Origin of the sequence: Glaciimonas soli, assembly GCF_009497155.1 — a bacterium.
In the GTDB taxonomy this organism is placed as follows: domain Bacteria; phylum Pseudomonadota; class Gammaproteobacteria; order Burkholderiales; family Burkholderiaceae_D; genus Glaciimonas; species Glaciimonas soli.
The window spans coordinates 117,574-138,261 of the sequence record NZ_WINI01000001.1 but is presented as its reverse complement, the minus strand read 5'-3'; the positions used below and the strand labels follow the sequence as shown (position 1 = coordinate 138,261).

The 20,688-nt window shown below is 47.6% G+C and carries 21 protein-coding genes and 1 tRNA gene; 1 reads left to right on the top strand and 21 read right to left on the bottom strand.

Annotated elements, in window-relative coordinates:
- Nucleotides 1-88 precede the first annotated feature (88 nt).
- The 3 genes from GEV47_RS00640 to GEV47_RS00630 form a co-directional block, all read right to left on the bottom strand.
- The gene (locus GEV47_RS00640) at nucleotides 89-742 is read right to left on the bottom strand and encodes a 3-oxoacid CoA-transferase subunit B (RefSeq protein ID WP_153232798.1); all 654 of its coding nucleotides are present in this window, start codon (nucleotides 740-742) and stop codon (nucleotides 89-91) included.
- Nucleotides 743-764: 22 nt separating this feature from the next.
- Entirely contained in the window at nucleotides 765-1,460 is a 696-nt protein-coding gene (locus GEV47_RS00635; protein WP_153232797.1) for a CoA transferase subunit A, read from the bottom strand.
- A 236-nt stretch (nucleotides 1,461-1,696) separates the two neighbouring features.
- Nucleotides 1,697-2,101 carry an acyl-CoA thioesterase gene (locus GEV47_RS00630; protein WP_153232796.1) on the bottom strand — a complete coding sequence of 135 codons (405 nt, stop codon included), beginning with the start codon at nucleotides 2,099-2,101 and terminating at the stop codon, nucleotides 1,697-1,699.
- A gap of 167 nt (nucleotides 2,102-2,268) precedes the next feature.
- Between GEV47_RS00630 and GEV47_RS00625 the strand changes: the two genes are divergently transcribed.
- On the top strand, nucleotides 2,269-3,963 hold the full coding sequence (locus GEV47_RS00625) for an electron transfer flavoprotein-ubiquinone oxidoreductase (protein WP_153232795.1): 1,695 nt from the start codon (nucleotides 2,269-2,271) through the stop codon (nucleotides 3,961-3,963).
- A gap of 57 nt (nucleotides 3,964-4,020) precedes the next feature.
- On the opposite strand, the gene GEV47_RS00620 is transcribed toward GEV47_RS00625, so the two are convergent.
- The 18 genes from GEV47_RS00620 to secG form a co-directional block, all read right to left on the bottom strand.
- A complete protein-coding gene (locus GEV47_RS00620) occupies nucleotides 4,021-4,575 on the bottom strand; it encodes an NUDIX domain-containing protein (protein ID WP_153232794.1) in 555 nt (184 codons plus the stop codon).
- Nucleotides 4,576-4,632: 57 nt separating this feature from the next.
- The gene (locus GEV47_RS00615; RefSeq protein WP_153232793.1) at nucleotides 4,633-4,932 is read right to left on the bottom strand and encodes a DUF2818 family protein; all 300 of its coding nucleotides are present in this window, start codon (nucleotides 4,930-4,932) and stop codon (nucleotides 4,633-4,635) included.
- Between the two features lie 25 nt (nucleotides 4,933-4,957).
- Nucleotides 4,958-6,469 carry an NADH-quinone oxidoreductase subunit NuoN gene (gene nuoN, locus GEV47_RS00610; protein WP_153232792.1) on the bottom strand — a complete coding sequence of 504 codons (1,512 nt, stop codon included), beginning with the start codon at nucleotides 6,467-6,469 and terminating at the stop codon, nucleotides 4,958-4,960.
- A 17-nt stretch (nucleotides 6,470-6,486) separates the two neighbouring features.
- On the bottom strand, nucleotides 6,487-7,977 hold the full coding sequence (locus tag GEV47_RS00605; RefSeq protein WP_153232791.1) for an NADH-quinone oxidoreductase subunit M: 1,491 nt from the start codon (nucleotides 7,975-7,977) through the stop codon (nucleotides 6,487-6,489).
- A 47-nt stretch (nucleotides 7,978-8,024) separates the two neighbouring features.
- Nucleotides 8,025-10,079, bottom strand: coding sequence for an NADH-quinone oxidoreductase subunit L (nuoL, locus tag GEV47_RS00600; protein WP_153232790.1), 2,055 nt, complete (start codon nucleotides 10,077-10,079; stop codon nucleotides 8,025-8,027).
- A gap of 77 nt (nucleotides 10,080-10,156) precedes the next feature.
- Entirely contained in the window at nucleotides 10,157-10,465 is a 309-nt protein-coding gene (gene nuoK, locus GEV47_RS00595) for an NADH-quinone oxidoreductase subunit NuoK (RefSeq protein ID WP_153232789.1), read from the bottom strand.
- 11 nt (nucleotides 10,466-10,476) lie between these two features.
- On the bottom strand, nucleotides 10,477-11,142 hold the full coding sequence (locus tag GEV47_RS00590; RefSeq protein WP_153232788.1) for an NADH-quinone oxidoreductase subunit J: 666 nt from the start codon (nucleotides 11,140-11,142) through the stop codon (nucleotides 10,477-10,479).
- A gap of 105 nt (nucleotides 11,143-11,247) precedes the next feature.
- Complete coding sequence (nuoI, locus tag GEV47_RS00585; protein WP_153232787.1) at nucleotides 11,248-11,736, bottom strand: NADH-quinone oxidoreductase subunit NuoI; 489 nt, start codon at nucleotides 11,734-11,736, stop codon at nucleotides 11,248-11,250.
- Nucleotides 11,737-11,754: 18 nt separating this feature from the next.
- The gene (gene nuoH, locus GEV47_RS00580) at nucleotides 11,755-12,822 is read right to left on the bottom strand and encodes an NADH-quinone oxidoreductase subunit NuoH (protein WP_153232786.1); all 1,068 of its coding nucleotides are present in this window, start codon (nucleotides 12,820-12,822) and stop codon (nucleotides 11,755-11,757) included.
- A complete protein-coding gene (gene nuoG / locus GEV47_RS00575) occupies nucleotides 12,822-15,176 on the bottom strand; it encodes an NADH-quinone oxidoreductase subunit NuoG (protein WP_153232785.1) in 2,355 nt (784 codons plus the stop codon). The genes nuoH and nuoG overlap by 1 nt, the downstream gene beginning before the upstream one ends.
- A 68-nt stretch (nucleotides 15,177-15,244) precedes the next feature.
- Entirely contained in the window at nucleotides 15,245-16,540 is a 1,296-nt protein-coding gene (gene nuoF, locus GEV47_RS00570; RefSeq protein WP_153232784.1) for an NADH-quinone oxidoreductase subunit NuoF, read from the bottom strand.
- Nucleotides 16,537-17,040: an NADH-quinone oxidoreductase subunit NuoE gene (gene nuoE / locus GEV47_RS00565; RefSeq protein WP_194270541.1), complete on the bottom strand. Its 504-nt coding sequence runs from the start codon at nucleotides 17,038-17,040 to the stop codon at nucleotides 16,537-16,539. The genes nuoF and nuoE overlap by 4 nt, the downstream gene beginning before the upstream one ends.
- 51 nt (nucleotides 17,041-17,091) lie before the next feature.
- A complete protein-coding gene (locus GEV47_RS00560; protein WP_153232782.1) occupies nucleotides 17,092-18,345 on the bottom strand; it encodes an NADH-quinone oxidoreductase subunit D in 1,254 nt (417 codons plus the stop codon).
- A 4-nt stretch (nucleotides 18,346-18,349) separates the two neighbouring features.
- Entirely contained in the window at nucleotides 18,350-18,949 is a 600-nt protein-coding gene (locus tag GEV47_RS00555) for an NADH-quinone oxidoreductase subunit C (protein WP_153232781.1), read from the bottom strand.
- 15 nt (nucleotides 18,950-18,964) lie between these two features.
- Nucleotides 18,965-19,441, bottom strand: coding sequence for a NuoB/complex I 20 kDa subunit family protein (locus tag GEV47_RS00550; RefSeq protein ID WP_014005578.1), 477 nt, complete (start codon nucleotides 19,439-19,441; stop codon nucleotides 18,965-18,967).
- Nucleotides 19,442-19,445: 4 nt separating this feature from the next.
- Nucleotides 19,446-19,805, bottom strand: coding sequence for an NADH-quinone oxidoreductase subunit A (locus GEV47_RS00545; RefSeq protein ID WP_322741513.1), 360 nt, complete (start codon nucleotides 19,803-19,805; stop codon nucleotides 19,446-19,448).
- A 188-nt stretch (nucleotides 19,806-19,993) separates the two neighbouring features.
- Nucleotides 19,994-20,078, bottom strand: a tRNA-Leu gene (locus tag GEV47_RS00540).
- 95 nt (nucleotides 20,079-20,173) lie between these two features.
- The gene (gene secG / locus GEV47_RS00535; protein ID WP_153232780.1) at nucleotides 20,174-20,608 is read right to left on the bottom strand and encodes a preprotein translocase subunit SecG; all 435 of its coding nucleotides are present in this window, start codon (nucleotides 20,606-20,608) and stop codon (nucleotides 20,174-20,176) included.
- Nucleotides 20,609-20,688: the final 80 nt, after the last annotated feature.

The window sequence follows — 20,688 nt, the reverse complement described above, 5'->3', positions numbered from 1 at the left end:
ATTCTATATCGTGTATTTATACCTCTTATGCAAAACGCCTGCATGCTTCAGGCAGGCAGGCGTTTTACGAAGAGGTGCTGCAGAAACGTCAATTCAACTGACTAAAATCAAGTTTCGCGCCTGTATTCGCAATCATATCTTCTTTGCTGACGCCAGTAGCCAGTTCTACCACTTTCAACCCTTGAGGTGTCACATCCAATACGCCCAGATCAGTGATGATGCGATTGACCACGCCGACACCTGTCAGCGGCAAGTTGCAAGCCTCTAAAATTTTGTGTGAGGTAGAACCGTCTTTAGCTTTAGCAACGTGCTCCATCAACACCACCACACGGCCAACCCCGGCGACTAAGTCCATCGCACCGCCCATGCCTTTGACCATTTTCCCGGGAATCATCCAGTTGGCAAGGTCGCCATGTTCAGACACTTGCATCGCGCCCAACACCGCCAGGTTGATTTTGCCGCCACGTATCATGGCGAACGAATCCGCTGAACTGAAAAATGACGAACCTGGTAAAGATGTGACGGTTTGCTTACCTGCATTGATCAAATCTGGATCGACTTTATCATCTTTAGGAAACGGGCCAATACCGAGCAAACCATTCTCTGATTGCAGCCACACTTCTACGCCTTTTGGAACATGGTTGGCCACCAAAGTCGGCAAGCCTATGCCGAGATTAACGTAAAAACCATCTTGTAATTCTTGCGCCGCCCGTGCGGCCATTTCGTCGCGAGTCCATGCCATGTCTTTTCTCCGTTTGTTCTAATTAAGCGCTGACTGTGCGTTGCTCAATGCGCTTTTCTGGTGTCGCGTTAACGACGATGCGGTGAACAAAAATCCCCGGGGTATGAATTTCATCAGGATCAAGCTCGCCGACTTCGACCAGATGCTCAACCTCAACGACCGTGATTTTTCCAGCCATTGCCACGTTAGGATTGAAATTACGCGCAGTTTTGTTATAGATCAAATTGCCGCTACGGTCCGCTTTGTACGCTTTGACTAAAGATACATCAGCCGTCAGCGAACGCTCCATTACGTATTTTGCGCCGTCGAATTCACGTATTTCTTTCCCTTCAGCGACCAAGGTTCCGACGCCTGTTTTAGTAAAGAATGCGGGAATGCCAGAGCCTCCGGCGCGCAGTTTTTCGGCCAAAGTACCTTGCGGAGTGAATTCAAGTTCTAATTCACCCGCCAAATATTGGCGCTCGAATTCTTTGTTTTCACCGACATAGGAGGAAATCATTTTTTTGATTTGGCGTGTCGTCAATAATTGACCTAAGCCGAAACCATCAACGCCGGCGTTGTTTGAAATAGCGGTCAGATTTTTTACGCCGGAATCACGTAAAGCCAAAATCAACGCCTCTGGAATGCCGCACAGACCAAAACCACCCACCGCGATGGTTTGCCCATCTTTAACCAGACCAGCTAACGCGCTATTGGCGTCAGGATAAACTTTATTCATGCCGCTATCTCCTTTGTTTAAACCTACTCGACTATGTAAGGCCGTATAACTGTTTAGCCCGGGCGCCCCGCAGCTGTGAGTACTTTAAAGTACGGCAACGCGGAGGCGACGGCCTACAAACAGTTATGCCGCCTTACTTAACTGCTTAGTTCTGCTTGAATGCAAATGGTTCGTAAGGATAAGCCGAAGTAATTGATTCGACAATGTATCTCTGCAGATTTATCCCGTCTGCTTCCTCAACGTAGCAAATCTGGCAACGGTGTTGACTTCCCTAATTTGAAGTCGATCCAGACAACTTTTGCAGTTCCTTCAGCAACGAGCATATCAGGCGTATCAGTGCGGCGGATTTCATACATGGTTTCGATACTAGAACGACCGGATACCCCGGTATAGCAAGTCACTTCTATTTCCCCCGGATAAGTAAGCTGGCTCAGGAATGTGCATTGTGCATTGACCAGTACCGGTCCCTGCTCCCCCGCCAGATTGCCACCCAAGCTCTCCATCCATTCAATTCTGGCCTGTTCTATGTAGCGGAAATAGACCGTATTATTAACATGACCAAATGCATCCATATCGCCCCACCGAATCGCCATGCGACTACGATGAACCAGTTTTTTTTCGACGAGCGGCGTGTTATCCATGCGACATATTCCTATTTTGCAAAAATGTTAGACCCAATTTAGAGCAACAATGCTATTGTCTCAGGTCACCAAAACCTAGCATTTTGCCGCAAAATCTCGGACAATTAGCACGATCGTTCGAAAATTATTCAAAAATGACAAACTAGCAATAAAAAAGGTAAGAGACAATGACACTATCTGCACCCGAATCACAACAGCAAAGCATACTGGAACAATACGGCCCACGCGAGGCGATGGAATATGACGTCGTTGTCGTCGGCGGTGGTCCTGCTGGTTTATCGGCGGCGATACGTTTGAAACAGCTGGCGGCAGAACAAGGCAGAGAAACCTCGGTATGTGTGCTGGAAAAAGGCAGTGAGCTCGGCGCGCACATTTTGTCGGGCGCTGTAATGGATCCGCAAGCATTGACCGAGTTGATTCCAAACTGGAAAGAGCTGGGAGCCCCTCTCAACACGCCGGTCACCGAAGATCGCTTCTTATTTTTGTCTGAGAAAAAAGCCTATAAAACGCCTAATTGGTTATTGCCTGCTTGCTTTCAAAATCATGGCAATTACGTTATCTCGTTAGCCAACGTAGTGCGCTGGTTGGGCCAGCAAGCTGAAGCGCTGGGCGTGGATATTTTCCCTGGTTTCCCGGCAGCAGAAATTCTGTATAACGATGATGGTTCAGTCAAAGGTGTCGCCACTGGCAATATGGGCGTTGGGCGCGATGGAAAACCGACTGAGGCTTTCCAGTTAGGAATGGAACTGCATGCCAAATACACCATGTTCGCCGAAGGCGCGCGCGGCAGCTTGGGCAAACAGTTGATCGCCAAGTACGATTTAAATCAAGGTAAAGATCCTCAAACCTATGCCATCGGTATCAAGGAATTGTGGGAAATTGATCCTAAATTGCATCAACCCGGGCTGGTGATACACACTGCAGGCTGGCCGCTCGACACCAAGACGTATGGTGGTTCATTCTTCTATCATCTCGAAAACAATCAGGTCGTCATAGGCTACGTAGTTGGCTTGGCTTACGAAAATCCATATCTTTCACCGTACGAAGAATTCCAGCGCTACAAAACGCATCCTGAAATCAGCAAGTTCTTCGTCGGCGCCAAACGCATTTCATATGGCGCGCGCGCAATTACCGCAGGTGGCCTGCAATCATTACCTAAGCTAACCTTCAATGGCGGTGCGTTGATCGGTTGCGAAGCCGGCTTCCTCAATGCCAGCCGCATCAAAGGCAGTCACGCAGCGATTAAGAGTGGCATGCTGGCAGCCAATGCCGCCTTCGAGGCGCTGAGCCAGGATCGTCAGCACGACGAATTGAGCGCCTATTCCACCGCATTTGAGCAATCGTGGTTACATGAAGAGTTGCACAAGGCGCGTAATTTCAAACCGTGGATGAGCAAAGGTTTGTATCTCGGCACATTGATGGTCGGCGTCGATCAAGTTGTATTCGGTGGCAAAGCACCGTGGACATTACATCACTCTCACGCTGATCACGAATGCTTAAAACCGGCAGCCAACTTCGCACCGATTAACTATCCACGACCAGATGGAAAATTGACGTTCGATCGCCTCTCGTCCGTTTTCATTTCCAATACTAACCACGCGGAAGAGCAACCTATTCACTTGACGTTGAAAGACCCTAACGTACCAGTGAATATTAATCTGGCGCGTTATGCCGGACCAGAAGCACGTTATTGCCCGGCAGGCGTATATGAATTTGTGACCAACCCGGACAATACCGAACGTTTGCAAATCAACTCACAAAATTGTGTGCATTGCAAAACTTGCGATATCAAAGATCCGACGCAGAATATTGTATGGGTCACACCAGAAGGTGGTGGCGGGCCAAACTACGCGAATATGTAGAAATATGTAGAAACAAAAAAAGCGCCAAAATTTGGCGCTTTTTTTTTGATTTATAACTTACAGCTTCCACTGCCCTGCAACTATCTTCTCCAGCCAAAACGCTCCAATAATGGTTTTGACATCGGTGATCTTTCCTTCTCTCACCCATTGCAGCACTTCAGTCACCGGCGCTTTGAAGACGTCCAGAAATTCACCGTCGTCAAGTTTACGCTCACCGGCAGTCAAGCCACGGGCCAGGAAAATTTCCAGATGCTCATCGGCATAAGCAATCGCATTATGTATCGTACAAACATATTGCCAGTCATTGGCGGTATAACCAGTTTCTTCTTGTAGTTCGCGCTTGGCACAGACTAAATGATCTTCATTGGGATCGATTTTCCCTGCAGGGAATTCGATAAAAACATTATTCAGTGGATAGCGAAACTGGCGTTCAAGTAGCACAGTTCCATCATCGAACAACGGCAAAATCACCACTGCACCGGGATGCTTGATATATTCGCGTGCGGTATGTTTGCCATCTGGCAGTGCTACGGTATCGCGCTGAACCTTAAGAAAGTGGCCGTCATAGACTAATGCGCTATCAACCTGCGTTTCTTTCAGATGCTGGTCCATGCAAAAACTCCTACTTTTATTAAGTTCAAAGCGCCCGGCGACTCGATACCAACGCTATCAGGAGTGCTTTTTGCGCAAATAGCGATACACAAAGCCAGGGAAAGCGAGTACCAAAAACAGGCATGCAGTGATTGCGTAGAATTCCCACGTCTGGGTAAATGCATTACCTAAGCGTGATTCAAGCACATTCGCAATGACACCGACTAGCGCGTATAGCACAAACAATTCAACTATACGCAACCAGACTGATTTGGCTTTGAGAGGAATGAGCGCGAACAGGCGCTCATTTATAAAAGGCAGATTGGCGGCCAGCACCGCCAACAGAATTACAATCCAACTGGAAGAAGAAACATTCATGTCGGTGCGCCGTGGGACTTCAGGCTTATGAAGCCAGACGACCAACGAAACTGGCTAATGTCCGTACGATTGCAGCGTGGCTAGCATCCATCAAGAATCCTGGGAACAAGCCCAATGCCAGTACCGCAATACCATTCAGACTTAACACCACACGCGCATCAAAATGGCTAACGATTTTATTCGTGTCTTGCGCATCATCGAAATACATCACTTTGATTACGCGCAAATAATAGAATGCACCAATCAACGAGAATAAGACGGCAACGATAGGTAACCAGAGTTGACCGGTGCCCATTGCTGCACGCAATACTGATAACTTGGCATAAAAACCCATTAACGGCGGTACGCCAGCCAACGACAGCATCAACACCATCATGACGGCAGCAAACCATGGACTACGTTGATTCAAGCCTTTGAAATCGTCGATGTTTTCTGCTTCGAAACCAGAGCGTGTCATCAGCAAGATCACACCGAAGGTACCAAGTGTTGTTAGTACGTAAGTGATGGAATAGAACAATGCCGCGCTATACGCATTGATAGCGGAATACATATTGCCGCCAACCACACCTGACAATAAACCTAACAGCATAAAGCCCATATGCGAAATGGTCGAATATGCCAGCATCCGTTTTATATTGGTTTGTGCAATTGCCGTGATATTACCGATCGCCATCGACAGCACAGCCAGGACCATCAACATCTGTTGCCAGTCAACTGCCAACAACAACAAACCTTCAACAAGCAAGCGGAAGCAAATCGCAAACGCAGCCAATTTTGGTGCCGCACCCAACAACAATGTGGCGGCCGTTGGTGCACCTTGATACACATCCGGCACCCACATATGGAACGGTACTGCGCCCAATTTAAAGGCTAAACCAGCCACCAAAAAGACTACGCCGAATACCAACGTTGTATGCTGTCCTTCGGTGATGCCAATCCCAAGGATTTTGGTCATTTCGATCAGATCCAATGTTCCCGTCGCGCCGTACAACATCGACATACCGTACAACAGGAAACCGGAGGCCATCGCACCCAAGATGAAATACTTCATTGCCGCTTCGATTGCTGCAGCGTTATCGCGACGTAATGCAACCAGCGCATACAGCGACAACGACATCAATTCCAAACCGAGGTAAATGCTGAGGAAATTACTCCCAGAAATCATCACCATCTGACCAAGCAAAGCAAACAATGCTAACGGATAAAATTCACCACCCAGATGACCATTTACCATCTGGCTATCGCTCGTATATTGACGCGAATAGACTAGCGTAATGGCAACCGCAGCGTAAGAAACCAGTTTCAATAGATGTGACAATGGATCTGACACAAACATATTGTGGAAGGTGTAAACCGTTTCGCCAGATTGGAAATCACTTAACGTTATTAACGCACAAACAGCGATTACCAACAGCGTCAAATAATAGGTAATGTGGCGCTTTGCATCCGAGAGAAACATATCGATCAGCAACACAGCAGACGTTGCGATCAGCAGAAAGATTTCTGGATAAACAGGGATGAGATTCATATTGTTCATTTATTTGCCGCTTCTTATTAGTTTAGCTTTGAAATGGCGACATGCTTGAGCAAATCAGCCACCGACACTTGCATCGCATCGGTGAATGGTGCTGGATAAAAGCCCATCGCAATTACCGCAATCGCTAACAATCCGAGCATGAAGAATTCGCGTTTATTGAGGTCAAGCATATCTTTTACATGCGAATTGGTGATCACACCAAATACCACACGCTTGACCAACCACAACGAATACGCAGCGCCGAGGATCAAAGCTGTTGCTGCCAACAGACCGATCCAGAAATTATGTTGTACCGCACCCAAAATCACCATGAACTCACCGACGAAGCCTGAGGTACCCGGCAAGCCGCTGTTAGCCAGCGAGAACAGAACAAACAATGCTGCGAAGCGCGGCATCACGTTGACCAAACCGCCGTATTGATCAATTTCACGTGTATGCAAACGGTCATACATCACACCGATACACAAGAACATTGCGCCCGAAACAAAGCCGTGCGAAATCATTTGAACGATACCGCCCTGCACTGCCATTTCGTTAAATACGAAGAAGCCTAGCGTGACAAAACCCATGTGTGCGATGGATGAGTAAGCCACCAGTTTCTTCATGTCTTTCTGTACCAAGGCAACCAGACCGATGTAAATCACCGCGATCAGCGACAGAGTGATCATAAAACCTGACAGGTAATGGCTTGCATCTGGCGTGATCGGCAGCGAAAAACGCAAGAAGCCATAACCACCCAGTTTCAGCATGATCGCAGCCAACACAACCGAGCCGCCGGTAGGTGCTTCAACGTGCGCATCCGGCAACCATGTATGGACAGGCCACATTGGTACTTTCACGGCAAAAGCCATCAGGAATGCCAGGAAAATATAGATCTGGGCTTCCAACGACAATGGCAGGTCATGCCAAGTCAGAATATCGAAGCTGCCGCCAGAAACAAAGTACAGATACAGCAAAGCAATCAGCATTAACAGCGAGCCGAAGAATGTGTATAGAAAGAATTTAATCGCAGCATAAACACGATTTGCACCACCCCACACACCCACGATGATAAACATCGGGACTAGCGTAGCTTCAAAGAACACATAGAACAACATGCCGTCCAGCGCGCAAAACACACCTATCATCAGGCCGGACAAAATAAGGAATGCTCCCATGTATTGAGCCACGCGCTTTTGTATCACTTCCCATGCCGAGATCACTACCATCACGGTAATGAAAGCTGTCAAAGGAATGAACCACAATGACAGACCATCTATCCCGAGATAATAATTGATGTTGAAGCGATCGATCCAAGCCATCTTCTCGACAAACTGCATGCCGTGGAAGCTGTTATCGAAATGCATTACCAACGGCAAAGTCACCACAAAACTGACCAGTGAGCCTAGCAGCGCCAACCAGCGCGTCAAACTAGGATTGTCGTCACGGCCAAATGCCAGAACGAGAAGACCGAACGCAATCGGACACCAAATTGCGAGGCTTAAAAGAGGGAAAGTTGACTGCATCATGTTTGTTATTTATTTTCGCTTCGATTTATAACTTCGCTGAGCTCAGATCACTTAGCAAACGGTGAAGGCATGAAATACACCAGGAAGCCCAGTACACCAAGAATCATCACAAATGCATAGTGATAGATATAGCCAGACTGCCAGAGACGTGTGATTTTCGAGAACCAGTTAACCGCTTTGGCACTGCCATTGACAATCAAACCATCGATCAGACTACGATCACCGACATTCCACAGACCGCGCCCAATCATTCGCGCGCCACCAGCAAATACCACTTCATTAAATTTGTCGAGGTAATACTTGTTATCCAACAGCGTGTAAATGCCATGGAAACGTTGTTTGATCGCTGCCGGTACGCGTGGATTGACCATGTAGAAATAATAGGCTGTTGCTACCCCCGCCAACATCAACCAAAACGGTGCAGTAGTTAAGCCGTGTATCACCATTTCAACAGGACCATGGAAATTAGCGCGTAATTCTTCCATAGCAGGATGTATGTCATTAACAGTAATAACGCCATTGAAGAATGAGCCAAACAACAACGGTTCAATCGCAAAGAATCCTATTACTACCGATGGAATTGCCAACAAGATCAATGGGATAGTCACAACCCATGGCGATTCATGTGGTTTTTGTCCTGGCGCCAAACCATGATGCGCGTGATCATCAGCGCCTTCCTCTTCATGATGGTCGTCATGATGATTACCGTGGCCATGCGCTTTACCAAAACGCTCTTCTCCATGGAACACCATGAAATACATGCGGAATGAATAGAACGCCGTAACAAAAACGCCTGCCAGCACAGCGAACTTAGCAAAGCCGGAACCATATAAATGCGTCGCTTCGACTGCTTCAATGATGCTGTCTTTTGAATAAAAACCTGAGAAGAACGGTGTACCTATCAATGCCAAAGAACCGATCAACGAAGTGATCCAGGTAATCGGCATATATTTACGCAAACCACCCATATTGCGCATATCTTGATCATGATGCATCCCGATGATGACCGAACCGGCACCAAGGAACAACAAGGCTTTAAAGAATGCATGTGTCATCAAATGGAACACGGCCACTGAGTAAGCGGACGCGCCCAATGCAACGGTCATATAACCCAACTGCGACAGCGTCGAATAAGCTACCACGCGTTTGATATCCGTTTGAATCATGCCCAAGAAGCCCATGAACAACGCGGTAATCGATCCGATGATCAGGATGAACGATAGCGCTGTGTCCGACAATTCAAACAATGGTGACATACGTGCCACCATGAAAATACCAGCAGTCACCATCGTCGCAGCATGGATCAACGCAGAAATTGGTGTAGGACCTTCCATCGAATCAGGCAACCAGACATGCAATGGAAATTGCGCTGATTTACCCATCGCGCCGATGAACAAGCAGATACAGGCAACAGTCAACAACGCCCAATCACTACCTGGCAACGTCAGTTGTGCCAATGCTGTTTTTTGTGCGAAAACTTCGCCGTAGTTCATTGTTCCTGCATAGGCCAGCAATAATCCAATCCCGAGGATAAAGCCGAAGTCACCTACCCGGTTAACCAAGAACGCTTTCATATTGGCGACGATCGCAGTTGGTTTGGTATACCAGAAACCAATCAACAAATACGAAACCAATCCGACCGCTTCCCAACCAAAGAAAAGTTGCAGGAAGTTATTGCTCATAACGAGCATCAACATCGAGAAGGTAAATAAGGAAATGTAAGCAAAGAAACGATTGTAGCCTTCGTCATCTTTCATATAGCCGATGGTGTAAATATGCACCATCAACGAAACGAAAGTGACAACGCACATCATCATCGCCGTCAAACTATCGATTAAGAAACCGACTTCCAGTTTGAGTGAACCAACCGTCATCCACGTGTATACCGTGCCGTTATAAGATGCGCCATCCATAACAGCCAATAAGGTCATCACCGAAATGATGAAGGCGATCAACACACCCAAGATGGTGACCGTATGCGATGTCTTGCGTCCGATCAGATTGCCAAAAAATCGTGTGCCAAACAAACCTGCAATAGCTGCACCAGCCAGTGGGGCTAATGGAACAGCTAGAAGTAATTGTGGGTTAAGTTGCCCCGCCATGATCAACCTTATCTTTTTATTTGCTTAATGCGTTGCTAATACGTAGTTCGCTGCTTAATTTTACTCAAGCGCGCTATTTAGCCTTTTAGGCTATCCAGATCTTCTACATTGATGGTATCCAGATTACGGAACAGCGCCACCAGGATTGCCAATCCGATTGCCGCTTCAGCAGCCGCCACCGTCATGATGAAGAAGACAAAAATCTGACCTGCTGCATCACCTAAATAATAGGAGAATGCGATGAAATTTATATTGACGGCTAACAGCATCAATTCAATCGCCATCAACAAGACGATGATGTTTTTACGATTCAAAAATATGCCAACGATCGCGATCGAAAATAAAATCGCCCCGAGAACCAAATAATGTGACAGAGATAAAGTCATTTGCGTTCCTCTTATTTAGCTTCTGGTGTTGCGGACGTCGGTGTTGCAACTACTGCTGCCGCTGCCGCCGATAAGCCATGTGGTTTTGCTTCTGCTGCCATTTTCACCAGACGAACACGATCACCACTTTGTACTTTTACTGCTGCAGACGGCGAGATTGCCTTAGTGTCTTTACGGCGACGTAAAGTCAATGCAACTGCTGCCACAATCGCCACCAACAAGACCACCGCAGCAATTTCAAAAGCGTAGACGTATTGTGTATAGATCAGTTTCCCCAGTTCTTTGGTGTTGCCGATATTTGAGGAAACAGCAGGCACTTCACTTTCCGGTGCCCAGAAGCCGCGCAGTAATACGCCCGACATTTCCAGCACGATAATGACGCCAACCGTAGCGGCCAGTGGAAAATATCCCCAAAACCCCTCTCGTAACTTGTCGAGATTAATATCCAGCATCATGACAACGAACAGGAACAGCACCATCACGGCACCGACGTAGACCAGTACCAGAACAATCGCCAGGAATTCGGCTTTGAGTAACATCCAAATGCCGGCGGCAGAAAAGAAAGCCAACACCAAAAACAGCGCGGAATGCACTGGATTGCGGGCGGTGATAACGCGTAACGCGGCGATCACCAACACCACCGAAAACGCATAAAACAAAAATGTCTTGAAATCCATAATCGACCAAAAAGTCAGCTAAAAAGTGAAGCTTGATGTTCACACCTGTTGCGTAATGAAAATCCCATCACGCATACAAGCAAGGAGGAAAAAATAACGGTGCTGTTAACGATATTTCGCATCGGCTGCACGTGCAGCCGCAATTTCAGGCTCGTAACGATCACCAACAGCAAGTAACATTTCTTTGGTGTAGTACAAATCACCGCGCTTTTCACCGTGATATTCCAAAATATGCGTTTCAACGATGGAATCAACCGGGCAAGACTCTTCGCAAAAACCGCAAAAAATACATTTCGTCAAATCAATGTCATAACGTGTGGTACGGCGTGAGCCATCTTCACGTTGCTCTGATTCGATCGTAATCGCCATTGCAGGACAAACGGCTTCGCATAACTTACAAGCGATGCAACGTTCTTCCCCATTAGGATAACGACGTAGTGCATGCAAACCACGAAAACGTGGGGACTGCGGTGTTTTTTCCTCTGGAAATAACACCGTAATTTTGCGTTTAAACAAGTAACGGCCAGTCAGCTTCAGCCCTTTTAACAACTCCAATAGCATCAAGCTACCGAAAAAATCTTTGATCGCAACCATGTTCTGTCAACCTTCCTATTACTTCCAGATATTCCACGGACTTTGTATCCATGCCGCGACGATCACCAAATAGGTCAACGTCAATGGGATAAACACTTTCCAACCGAGACGCATGATCTGGTCATAGCGATAACGTGGGAATGAAGCACGTACCCAGATAAACACAGAGAGCAGAAAGAACGTTTTAACACCTAACCAAATCCAGCCAGGAATGAAATCCAGGAACTGCACTGGCGAAGCCCAACCGCCCAGGAACATTAATGTCGCCAAAACCGAAATCAAGATCATGTTGGCGTATTCAGCCAAGAAAAACATGGCAAATGACATGCCTGAATATTCAATCATGTGACCGGCAACGATTTCAGATTCGCCTTCAACAACGTCAAATGGATGACGATTAGTCTCAGCGATACCAGAAATGAAATAAATGATGAATACCGGGAACAGCGATAACCAGTTCCACGATAAGAAGCCGAAGCCTTTATCGAAGAAGTAACCTTTGCTTTGTGCCATGACGATGTCGGTCAGATTTAAACTGCCTGATACCATCAAGACAATCACCAGCGCAAAACCCATCGCGATTTCGTACGACACCATTTGTGCCGATGCACGCATCGCGCCCAGGAAAGCGTATTTGGAGTTAGATGCCCAACCCGCGATGATCACGCCATACACTTCCATTGAAGTGATGGCCATAACAAATAGCAAGCCGGCGTTAACATTGGCTAATACAGTTTCTGGACCAAACGGAATCACCGCCCATGCTGCCAAAGCAGGCATGATGGTCATGATCGGTGCAATAAAGAATAGATACTTGTTGGCACGTGACGGCAAAGTCACTTCTTTAAGCAGCAGCTTTAATGCATCAGCAATTGGTTGCAACAAACCAAAAGGACCAACACGATTCGGGCCTAAGCGAATGTGCATCCAACCAATCAGCTTACGTTCCCAGTAAGTCATGTAAGCGACGCACAGCAACAGTGGAACGACAATCACAATGATCTTGAGCAAATTCCAGATCAACGGCCAAATCATACCCAGATGTTCTGAACCAGCAGCGTTGAGGGTAGCAATAAGTTGGTCCATTATGCTTTCTCCACTGCGATTGCGCCAAACATCGCACCAAGTGCAACGGTCGATGCATGTGCTGCTGCAACACGCACTACGCTGTCCGGCAACGCTTTATCTATTGCCGCAAACAAGGTTGTACTTCCCTGCCCTTGCTTCACATGAACCCTGTCGCCATGCGCGATACCCAATTTCTCTGCCAATGCTGCCGACAACCATGCTTGTGGCGCTTGAGCATCTGTCGTTTCTTGCAGAGATGCGGCACGACGCACAACTGCATCTGCAAAATAAATCGGCACATCCGCAATGCGTTCAATTCCGCTTGCCGCACCATTTGAAGTAGATACTTGCAATGGCAGATCCGCGATATTGTTCAAACGCGTATGTAAAACAGTTGGCAAAACAGGCTCTACAACGTGTCCAGCGTTCAGCACGTCGTTCCGGATCGCTTCCGAAGTGTCGTAATCAAACTCCGCCAGACCTAGCAAGTTACCCAGCACGCGTAAAACTTTCCAAGCTGGACGAGCATCACCTAATGGTTTAACCGTACCGTTGAAACTTTGCACACGGCCTTCGCAATTAACGAAAGTGCCAGATGTTTCAGTAAATGGCGCAATTGGCAGCAACACATCGGCGTAATCCATACCGTGTTTGTAGGCTGATAAAGCAACCACCATCTCAGCCTGATTCAACGCAGCGCGTGCAGTTTGCGGATCAAAACTATCAAATTCAGGTTCTGCGTTCAGCAACACATACGCTTTACGTGCTTGTGCGAACATTTGCTGTGCGTTAGCACCGCCATCGCTTGGCAGCGCATTTGCCACATAACCACCAACGGTATTACCCGCTTCGGTCATATATCCAAATTTCGCGCCAGTATGCTCGGCAATCCATTGTGCTGCCATATGCAATTGCGAGGCTTGTGGGTGCTGAGCTGCTGCGTTACCCAACAACACGCCTTTTGCATCATCTGACAACAGGCTTGCCGCAATTGCTTGCGCTGCGGAGGTAGCGGTAACTTTCTCGAAACCAGCAGGAGCGGCGATTCCTTTGGCTTGTGCCACTGCAACAATGATTTCGCCCAAGGCAGCCAACCAAGCGGATGGTGCGACGATCATTTTGTTTGCAACAGGCATCAACAAATCATCGTCTGTCGCATGCAAAATACTTAGCTTGGCACCGCGTTTGACACTCAAGCGCAGGCGTGCAGACAACAATGGATGATCTTTGCGTAAGAAAGATCCAATCACGAAAACGCGATCTAATGCGGCGAAATCGTTGATCGACATACCGAGCCAAGGACTGACTTTGCCGTCTAAAGTAAAGTCAGATTGACGCGTACGGAAATCGATATTGCCAGAACCGATGCCGCGTACCACTTTTTGCAGCAGCGATAGTTCTTCTAATGTTGAATACGGCGTACCTAAAGCGGCAATCGCGTCAGCACCATGCTCATGTTTGATATTACGCAATCCGTGCGCCACGTATTCCAGCGCAGTTTGCCATTCAACTTCTTGCCATTTGCCATCTTGCTTGAGCATAGGCTTAGTCAAACGCTCTGCACTATTCAAGCCTTCGTAGGCAAATCTGTCTTTGTCAGACAACCAGCATTCGTTGACATCGTTATTTTCTAATGGCAGTACACGCATCACTTTGCCGGACTTGACTTGAACGATCAAGTTAGCGCCTAAACCGTCATGCGGGCTGACTGATTTTCGGCGTGACAGCTCCCAGGTACGAGCGCTGTAGCGGAATGGTTTAGAAGTCAGCGCACCGACTGGACATAGGTCAATCATGTTGCCCGACAATTCGGAATTAACAGTCTTGCCAACAAAGGTGGTGATTTCGGAATGCTCACCACGGCCGATCATACCGAATTCCATTACGCCGGCGATCTCCTGACCGAAACGAACGCAACGTGTACATTGAATGCAACGACTCATTTCCTGCATGGAGATCAGCGGGCCTGCATCCTTAGGATTAACAACGCGCTTTTCTTCTTCGTAACGTGATGAGGATTTACCGTAACCGACCGCCAAATCCTGTAGTTGACATTCACCACCTTGATCGCAGATTGGGCAATCAAGCGGGTGATTAATCAACAAAAATTCCATTACACTTTTTTGCGCTGTGACTGCCTTATCGCTAGCAGTGCGCACGATCATACCGGCGCTGACTGGTGTAGCGCATGCCGGTAAAGCCTTCGGTGCTTTTTCCACCTCGACCAGACACATGCGGCAGTTAGCTGCAATTGAGAGTTTTTTGTGATAACAAAAATGAGGAATGTAAGTACCAATTTTATTGGCAGCATCCATTACCATGCTGCCCTCTTGGACTTCCACTTTTTTGCCGTCTATTTCGATTTCGACCATGGCTTTTGCTTTTCTTGCCTAAGTATTTTGCTTACGGTTTATTTTGCAGTAGTTACGTACAGCTCTATTTAAACGTATGCCGGTACCAAGCAGTGTTTGTGCTCGATGTGATATTCAAATTCTTCGCGGAAGTTTTTCAGGAAGCCTCGTACTGGCATCGCTGCCGCATCACCCAACGCACAAATAGTGCGTCCCATGATGTTACCCGCAACCGTATCCAGCAGTTCCATATCTTCAGGACGACCGTGACCTGTTTCAATTCGATGTACCAAGCGATACAACCAACCCGTACCTTCACGGCAAGGTGTACATTGACCACAAGATTCTTCGAAATAAAAGTAGGACAAGCGCAGCAATGATTTAACCATGCAACGTGTATCGTCCATCACAATGACGGCGCCTGAACCGAGCATAGAGCCGGCTTTTGCAATCGCATCGTAATCCAGATCGGTATCCATCATGACTTCGCCACGAATTACCGGCGCCGAAGAACCACCAGGAATCACTGCTTTGATTTTCTTGCCGCCGCGCATACCGCCGGCCAGCTCCATCAATGTCGCAAATGGTGTGCCTAATGGCACTTCATAATTGCCTGGCTTTTCAACGTCGCCAGAGATAGAGAAAATTTTGGTACCACCATTGTTCGGCTTACCTAATGCGCCATAGGCTTCACCGCCCATGTTCAACAGGAAAGGAACAGCGGCGAAAGTTTCGGTGTTATTGATCGTGGTTGGCTTGCCATACAAACCAAAGCTGGCAGGGAACGGCGGTTTAAAGCGCGGCTGCCCTTTTTTACCTTCCAACGACTCTAGCAACGCAGTTTCTTCGCCGCAGATGTATGCGCCATAACCGTGGAACGCATGCAACTGGAAATTGAAATTGCTGCCGAAAATTTTATCGCCCAATGCGCCCGCAGCACGCGCTTCTTCCAGTGCTTCTTCAAAGCGATCGTAGGCTGACCAAATCTCGCCATGAATGTAGTTGTAACCAACGCTAATGCCCATAGCAAAAGCGCCAATTGCCATACCTTCAATCAAGGCATGCGGGTTATAACGAATAATGTCGCGATCTTTGAAAGTACCCGGTTCGCCTTCATCCGTATTGCAGACCAAATATTTTTGACCTGGAAATTGACGCGGCATGAAGCTCCACTTCAGACCGGTTGGAAAGCCCGCACCACCACGGCCACGCAAAGAACCGGCTTTCAGTTCAGCGATAATTTGTTCGGGGGTAATACCTTCGGACAGGATACGTTTTAACGCAGAATAACCACCGCGTTTAACGTAATCGGCGTAATGCCAATTGTCACCATTGAGGTCTTTAAGAATAAGGGGATTGATGTGGCGATTATGTAGACTGGTCATTTTGGGGCTGCCTCACTGAGTTCCGCCAACAGGCCGTCAATTTTATCATTCGACATCCAGCTACACATGCGCTTGTTATCTACCAACAATACTGGTGCGTCACCGCAAGCGCCCATACATTCACCTTCAACCAGTGTGAATTGGCCATCCGCAGTAGTTTCGCGATAGTCGATCCCGAGTTTATGCTTTAGATGCGCCGCGGCTCTTTCGCCACCAGATAGTTGGCAAGGCAAATTAGTGCAAATGCTGATCTTGTGCTTGCCAACAGGTTTCGTGTTGTACATGTTGTAAAAAGTTGCCACTTCTTGCACCGCGATCGCAGGCATTCCGAGGTAATCGGCAACATCCTGCAACGTTTCTGGCGCGAGCCAACCTTTTTCATCCTGCGCAATCGCCAACGCAGCCATTACCGCCGACTGTTTTTGGTCGGGCGGGAATTTCGCCACTTCGCGATCTATTTTTTTGTATGTGTCTTGACTTAACAACATGTTGTTGGCCATTCTTTAAAATTCTTAATGCTTACCGGATGCTTCTGAGGATCGATTATTAAATTAACGATCAATCTCACCGAACACAATATCTTGCGTACCAATGATGGTCACGGCATCAGCAATCATGTGACCTTTTGCCATTTCGTTGAGTCCCTGCAAATGCGGGAAACCTGGGGCACGGATTTTCAAACGATAAGGCTTATTCGCACCATCAGAAACGATGTAAACACCAAATTCACCTTTCGGATGTTCAACCGCAGCATACGCCTCGCCCGGCGGCACATGGAAACCCTCAGTGAACAATTTGAAGTGATGGATCAACTCTTCCATATTCGACTTCATATTCACACGTGAAGATGGTGCAACTTTATGGTTATCCGTCATTACCGGACCACCGTTATTGCGCAGCCATTCTACGCATTGTTTGATAATGCGGTTGGATTGACGCATTTCTTCTACGCGTACCAGATAACGATCGTAGCAATCACCATTTTTGCCGACAGGAATATCAAAATCGAGCAAATCATACACTTCGTATGGTTGTTTCTTGCGTAAATCCCATTCGATACCGGAGCCGCGCAGCATAGGACCAGAAAAGCCCATCGCTTTCGCACGCTCAGGAGACACCACACCAACGCCGACCAGACGCTGCTTCCAGATACGGTTATCGGTTAGCAGCGTTTCGTATTCATCGACGTAAGTTGGGAAGCGAACGGTAAAATCTTCGATAAAGTCCAGCAACGAACCTTGACGATTTTCATTCAAGGCATTGATCGCTTTCGCATTGCGCACCAGCGATGCTTTGTGCTGCGGCATAGTGTCAGGCAAATCGCGATAAACGCCGCCTGGACGATAGTAAGCCGCATGCATACGTGCGCCAGATACGGCTTCGTAGCAATCCATTAAATCTTCGCGTTCACGGAATGCATACAACAATACCGCCATCGCACCGACGTCCAATGCATGTGCGCCGATCCACATCAAATGGTTCAGCAAACGCGTAATTTCGTCGAACATGACACGAATATATTGCGCACGCAGTGGCACTTCCAAGCCGAGCAAACGCTCAATTGCCATCACATAGCCGTGCTCATTACACATCATCGACACATAATCGAGTCGATCCATATAAGGCACAGATTGCAAATAGGTTTTTTGTTCGGCTAATTTTTCAGTTGCGCGGTGCAACAAGCCAATATGCGGATCTGCACGCTGAATTACTTCACCATCGAGCTCCAGTACCAAGCGCAAAACACCATGCGCGGCAGGATGCTGAGGACCGAAATTGAGCGTGTAGTTTTTAATTTCTGCCATTACGTTACCCTTTGATCCCGTAATTTTCTTCACGAATTACGCGCGGCGTAATTTCGCGCGGGTCTATCGTTACGGGTTGATAAATGACGCGTCGTTGTTCTGGGTCGTAACGCATCTCGACATAACCAGATACTGGGAAATCTTTGCGGAATGGATGACCGATAAAACCATAATCAGTCAGGATACGGCGCAAATCGTTATGACCTTCAAACAAAATGCCAAAGAAGTCAAAGGCTTCACGCTCATACCAATTGGCCGCCGACCACACGTCCATTAACGATGCCAACACTGGCATATCGTCATCCGGCGCGAAGACGCGCACACGCAAACGCCAGTTGTGCTCGATGGACAGTAAATGGGATACGGCAGCAAAGCGCTTGCCATCCCAGGCGCCATCGCCATAGGCCGAATAATCGACCCCGCACAAATCGATCAATTCTTCAAAACGCGTATCCGCATGATCACGCAGCGTACGCATTGCCGATAAATAATCAGCGGCTTTTACAATAATCGTCACTTCGCCAAAGGCAACAGTCAGACTTTGAATAGAGTCGCCAAGCGCATTGCGCACGGCGGCTTCAAGGGTTTCCAGTTTCGTCGTCATTTGCTCTATGCTCTCTTAGCGTGCAATCGTATTAGTGCGACGGATTTTATTTTGCAGCTGAATAATGCCGTACAACAGTGCTTCAGCGGTCGGTGGGCAACCAGGGACATAAATATCCACAGGAACAATGCGATCACAACCGCGCACAACCGAATAGGAGTAATGGTAATAACCACCACCATTTGCGCAAGAACCCATAGAGATAACCCAACGTGGTTCTGGCATCTGGTCATACACTTTACGTAACGCCGGAGCCATTTTATTGCACAAAGTCCCTGCTACTATCATCACATCAGACTGACGCGGCGATGGACGGAAAATGACACCAAAACGGTCCATATCGTAACGCGACGCACCTGCATGCATCATTTCAACCGCGCAGCAAGCCAGACCAAAGGTCATTGGCCACAGCGAGCCGGTACGCGTCCAGTTAATGAGTTTGTCAGCCGTAGTGGTGACAAAACCTTCATTCAACACACCTTCAATAGACATCTTTTTACTCCCAATCCAAAGCGCCGCGCTTCCAGATGTACCAGAAGCCAACTACGAATTCGGCGATAAACACCATCATCGTAATAAAGCCCTGCCATCCAAGGTCGCGCATCGCGACGCCCCACGGGAAGAAGAAAGCGGTTTCCAGATCGAACAAAATGAACAAAATGGCGACAAGGTAATAACGCACATCGAACTTCATACGCGCATCTTCGAATGCCTCAAAGCCGCACTCGTATGGGGAAGTTTTTTGAACGTCAGGCCGATGCGGCCCCAGAAGACGACCTAGCAATTGCGGCATAACACCAACCGCAATACCGATCAATATAAATAACAAGACGGGAAAATAATTTTCGAGGTTCACGATTTTTCGCTAATGCTAGTAGTTTGAGCGATGGAAAATAGCACGATTTTTAAAAATTAAAGCTAGCGCACTTAAGGCCGATCTACAACTTAAGCCCACAACTTCAATACATCAAATCAAAAACCAAGCACTATAAATTCCTCGATAAAAAAATCAGATCAAGAGAGGCTTGATCGATCTTTATAGCTTGGTGCCGACGACGAGACTCGAACTCGTACAGCTTTCGCCACTACCCCCTCAAGATAGCGTGTCTACCAATTTCACCACGTCGGCATAAAGGGTTATTTTAACCCGATTTAGTGCTTTTGTTCAATGCACAATTTGATCAAAACCCAATAAATACGCTGATATTTTGCATACAGCGCTACTTATTTTGGAATTTGATTAGACTGCTCCGAGCCATGTGCCGATGCCGATGAGCTTACCGCCGCTGCCGCTGCCGAACTAGCCGAACTTGCCGCCGCACCTGTCGGCACTTCAGGAGTTGATGTCGCTGGAATTGCTGCAGCCGGCGCAGTTGCCGCCGCTGGCAAATTGGCCATCACACCGCCACTTTCAGCAGTACGATGATTACCCAAAAATACCAACGCCAAAGTCGCGCAGAAAAAAATCAGCGCAGCCAAGCCGGTTGACTTAGACAAAAAGTTAGAAGAGCCAGTAGCACCAAACAAACTGCCCGAAGCACCCGAGCCAAAAGCTGCACCCATGTCGGCACCCTTACCATGTTGAAGCAAGACCAGGCCAATGATCGCCAATGCAGATAACACTTGAACGACGATAATGATAGTAAGTACAGAGTTCATTTAATGATTTTCCAAATAGGGAGGGTTAATTCTTTAATTATCTTTACTTTGCTGCGGACTTTTCATTTCCACATCTTCAC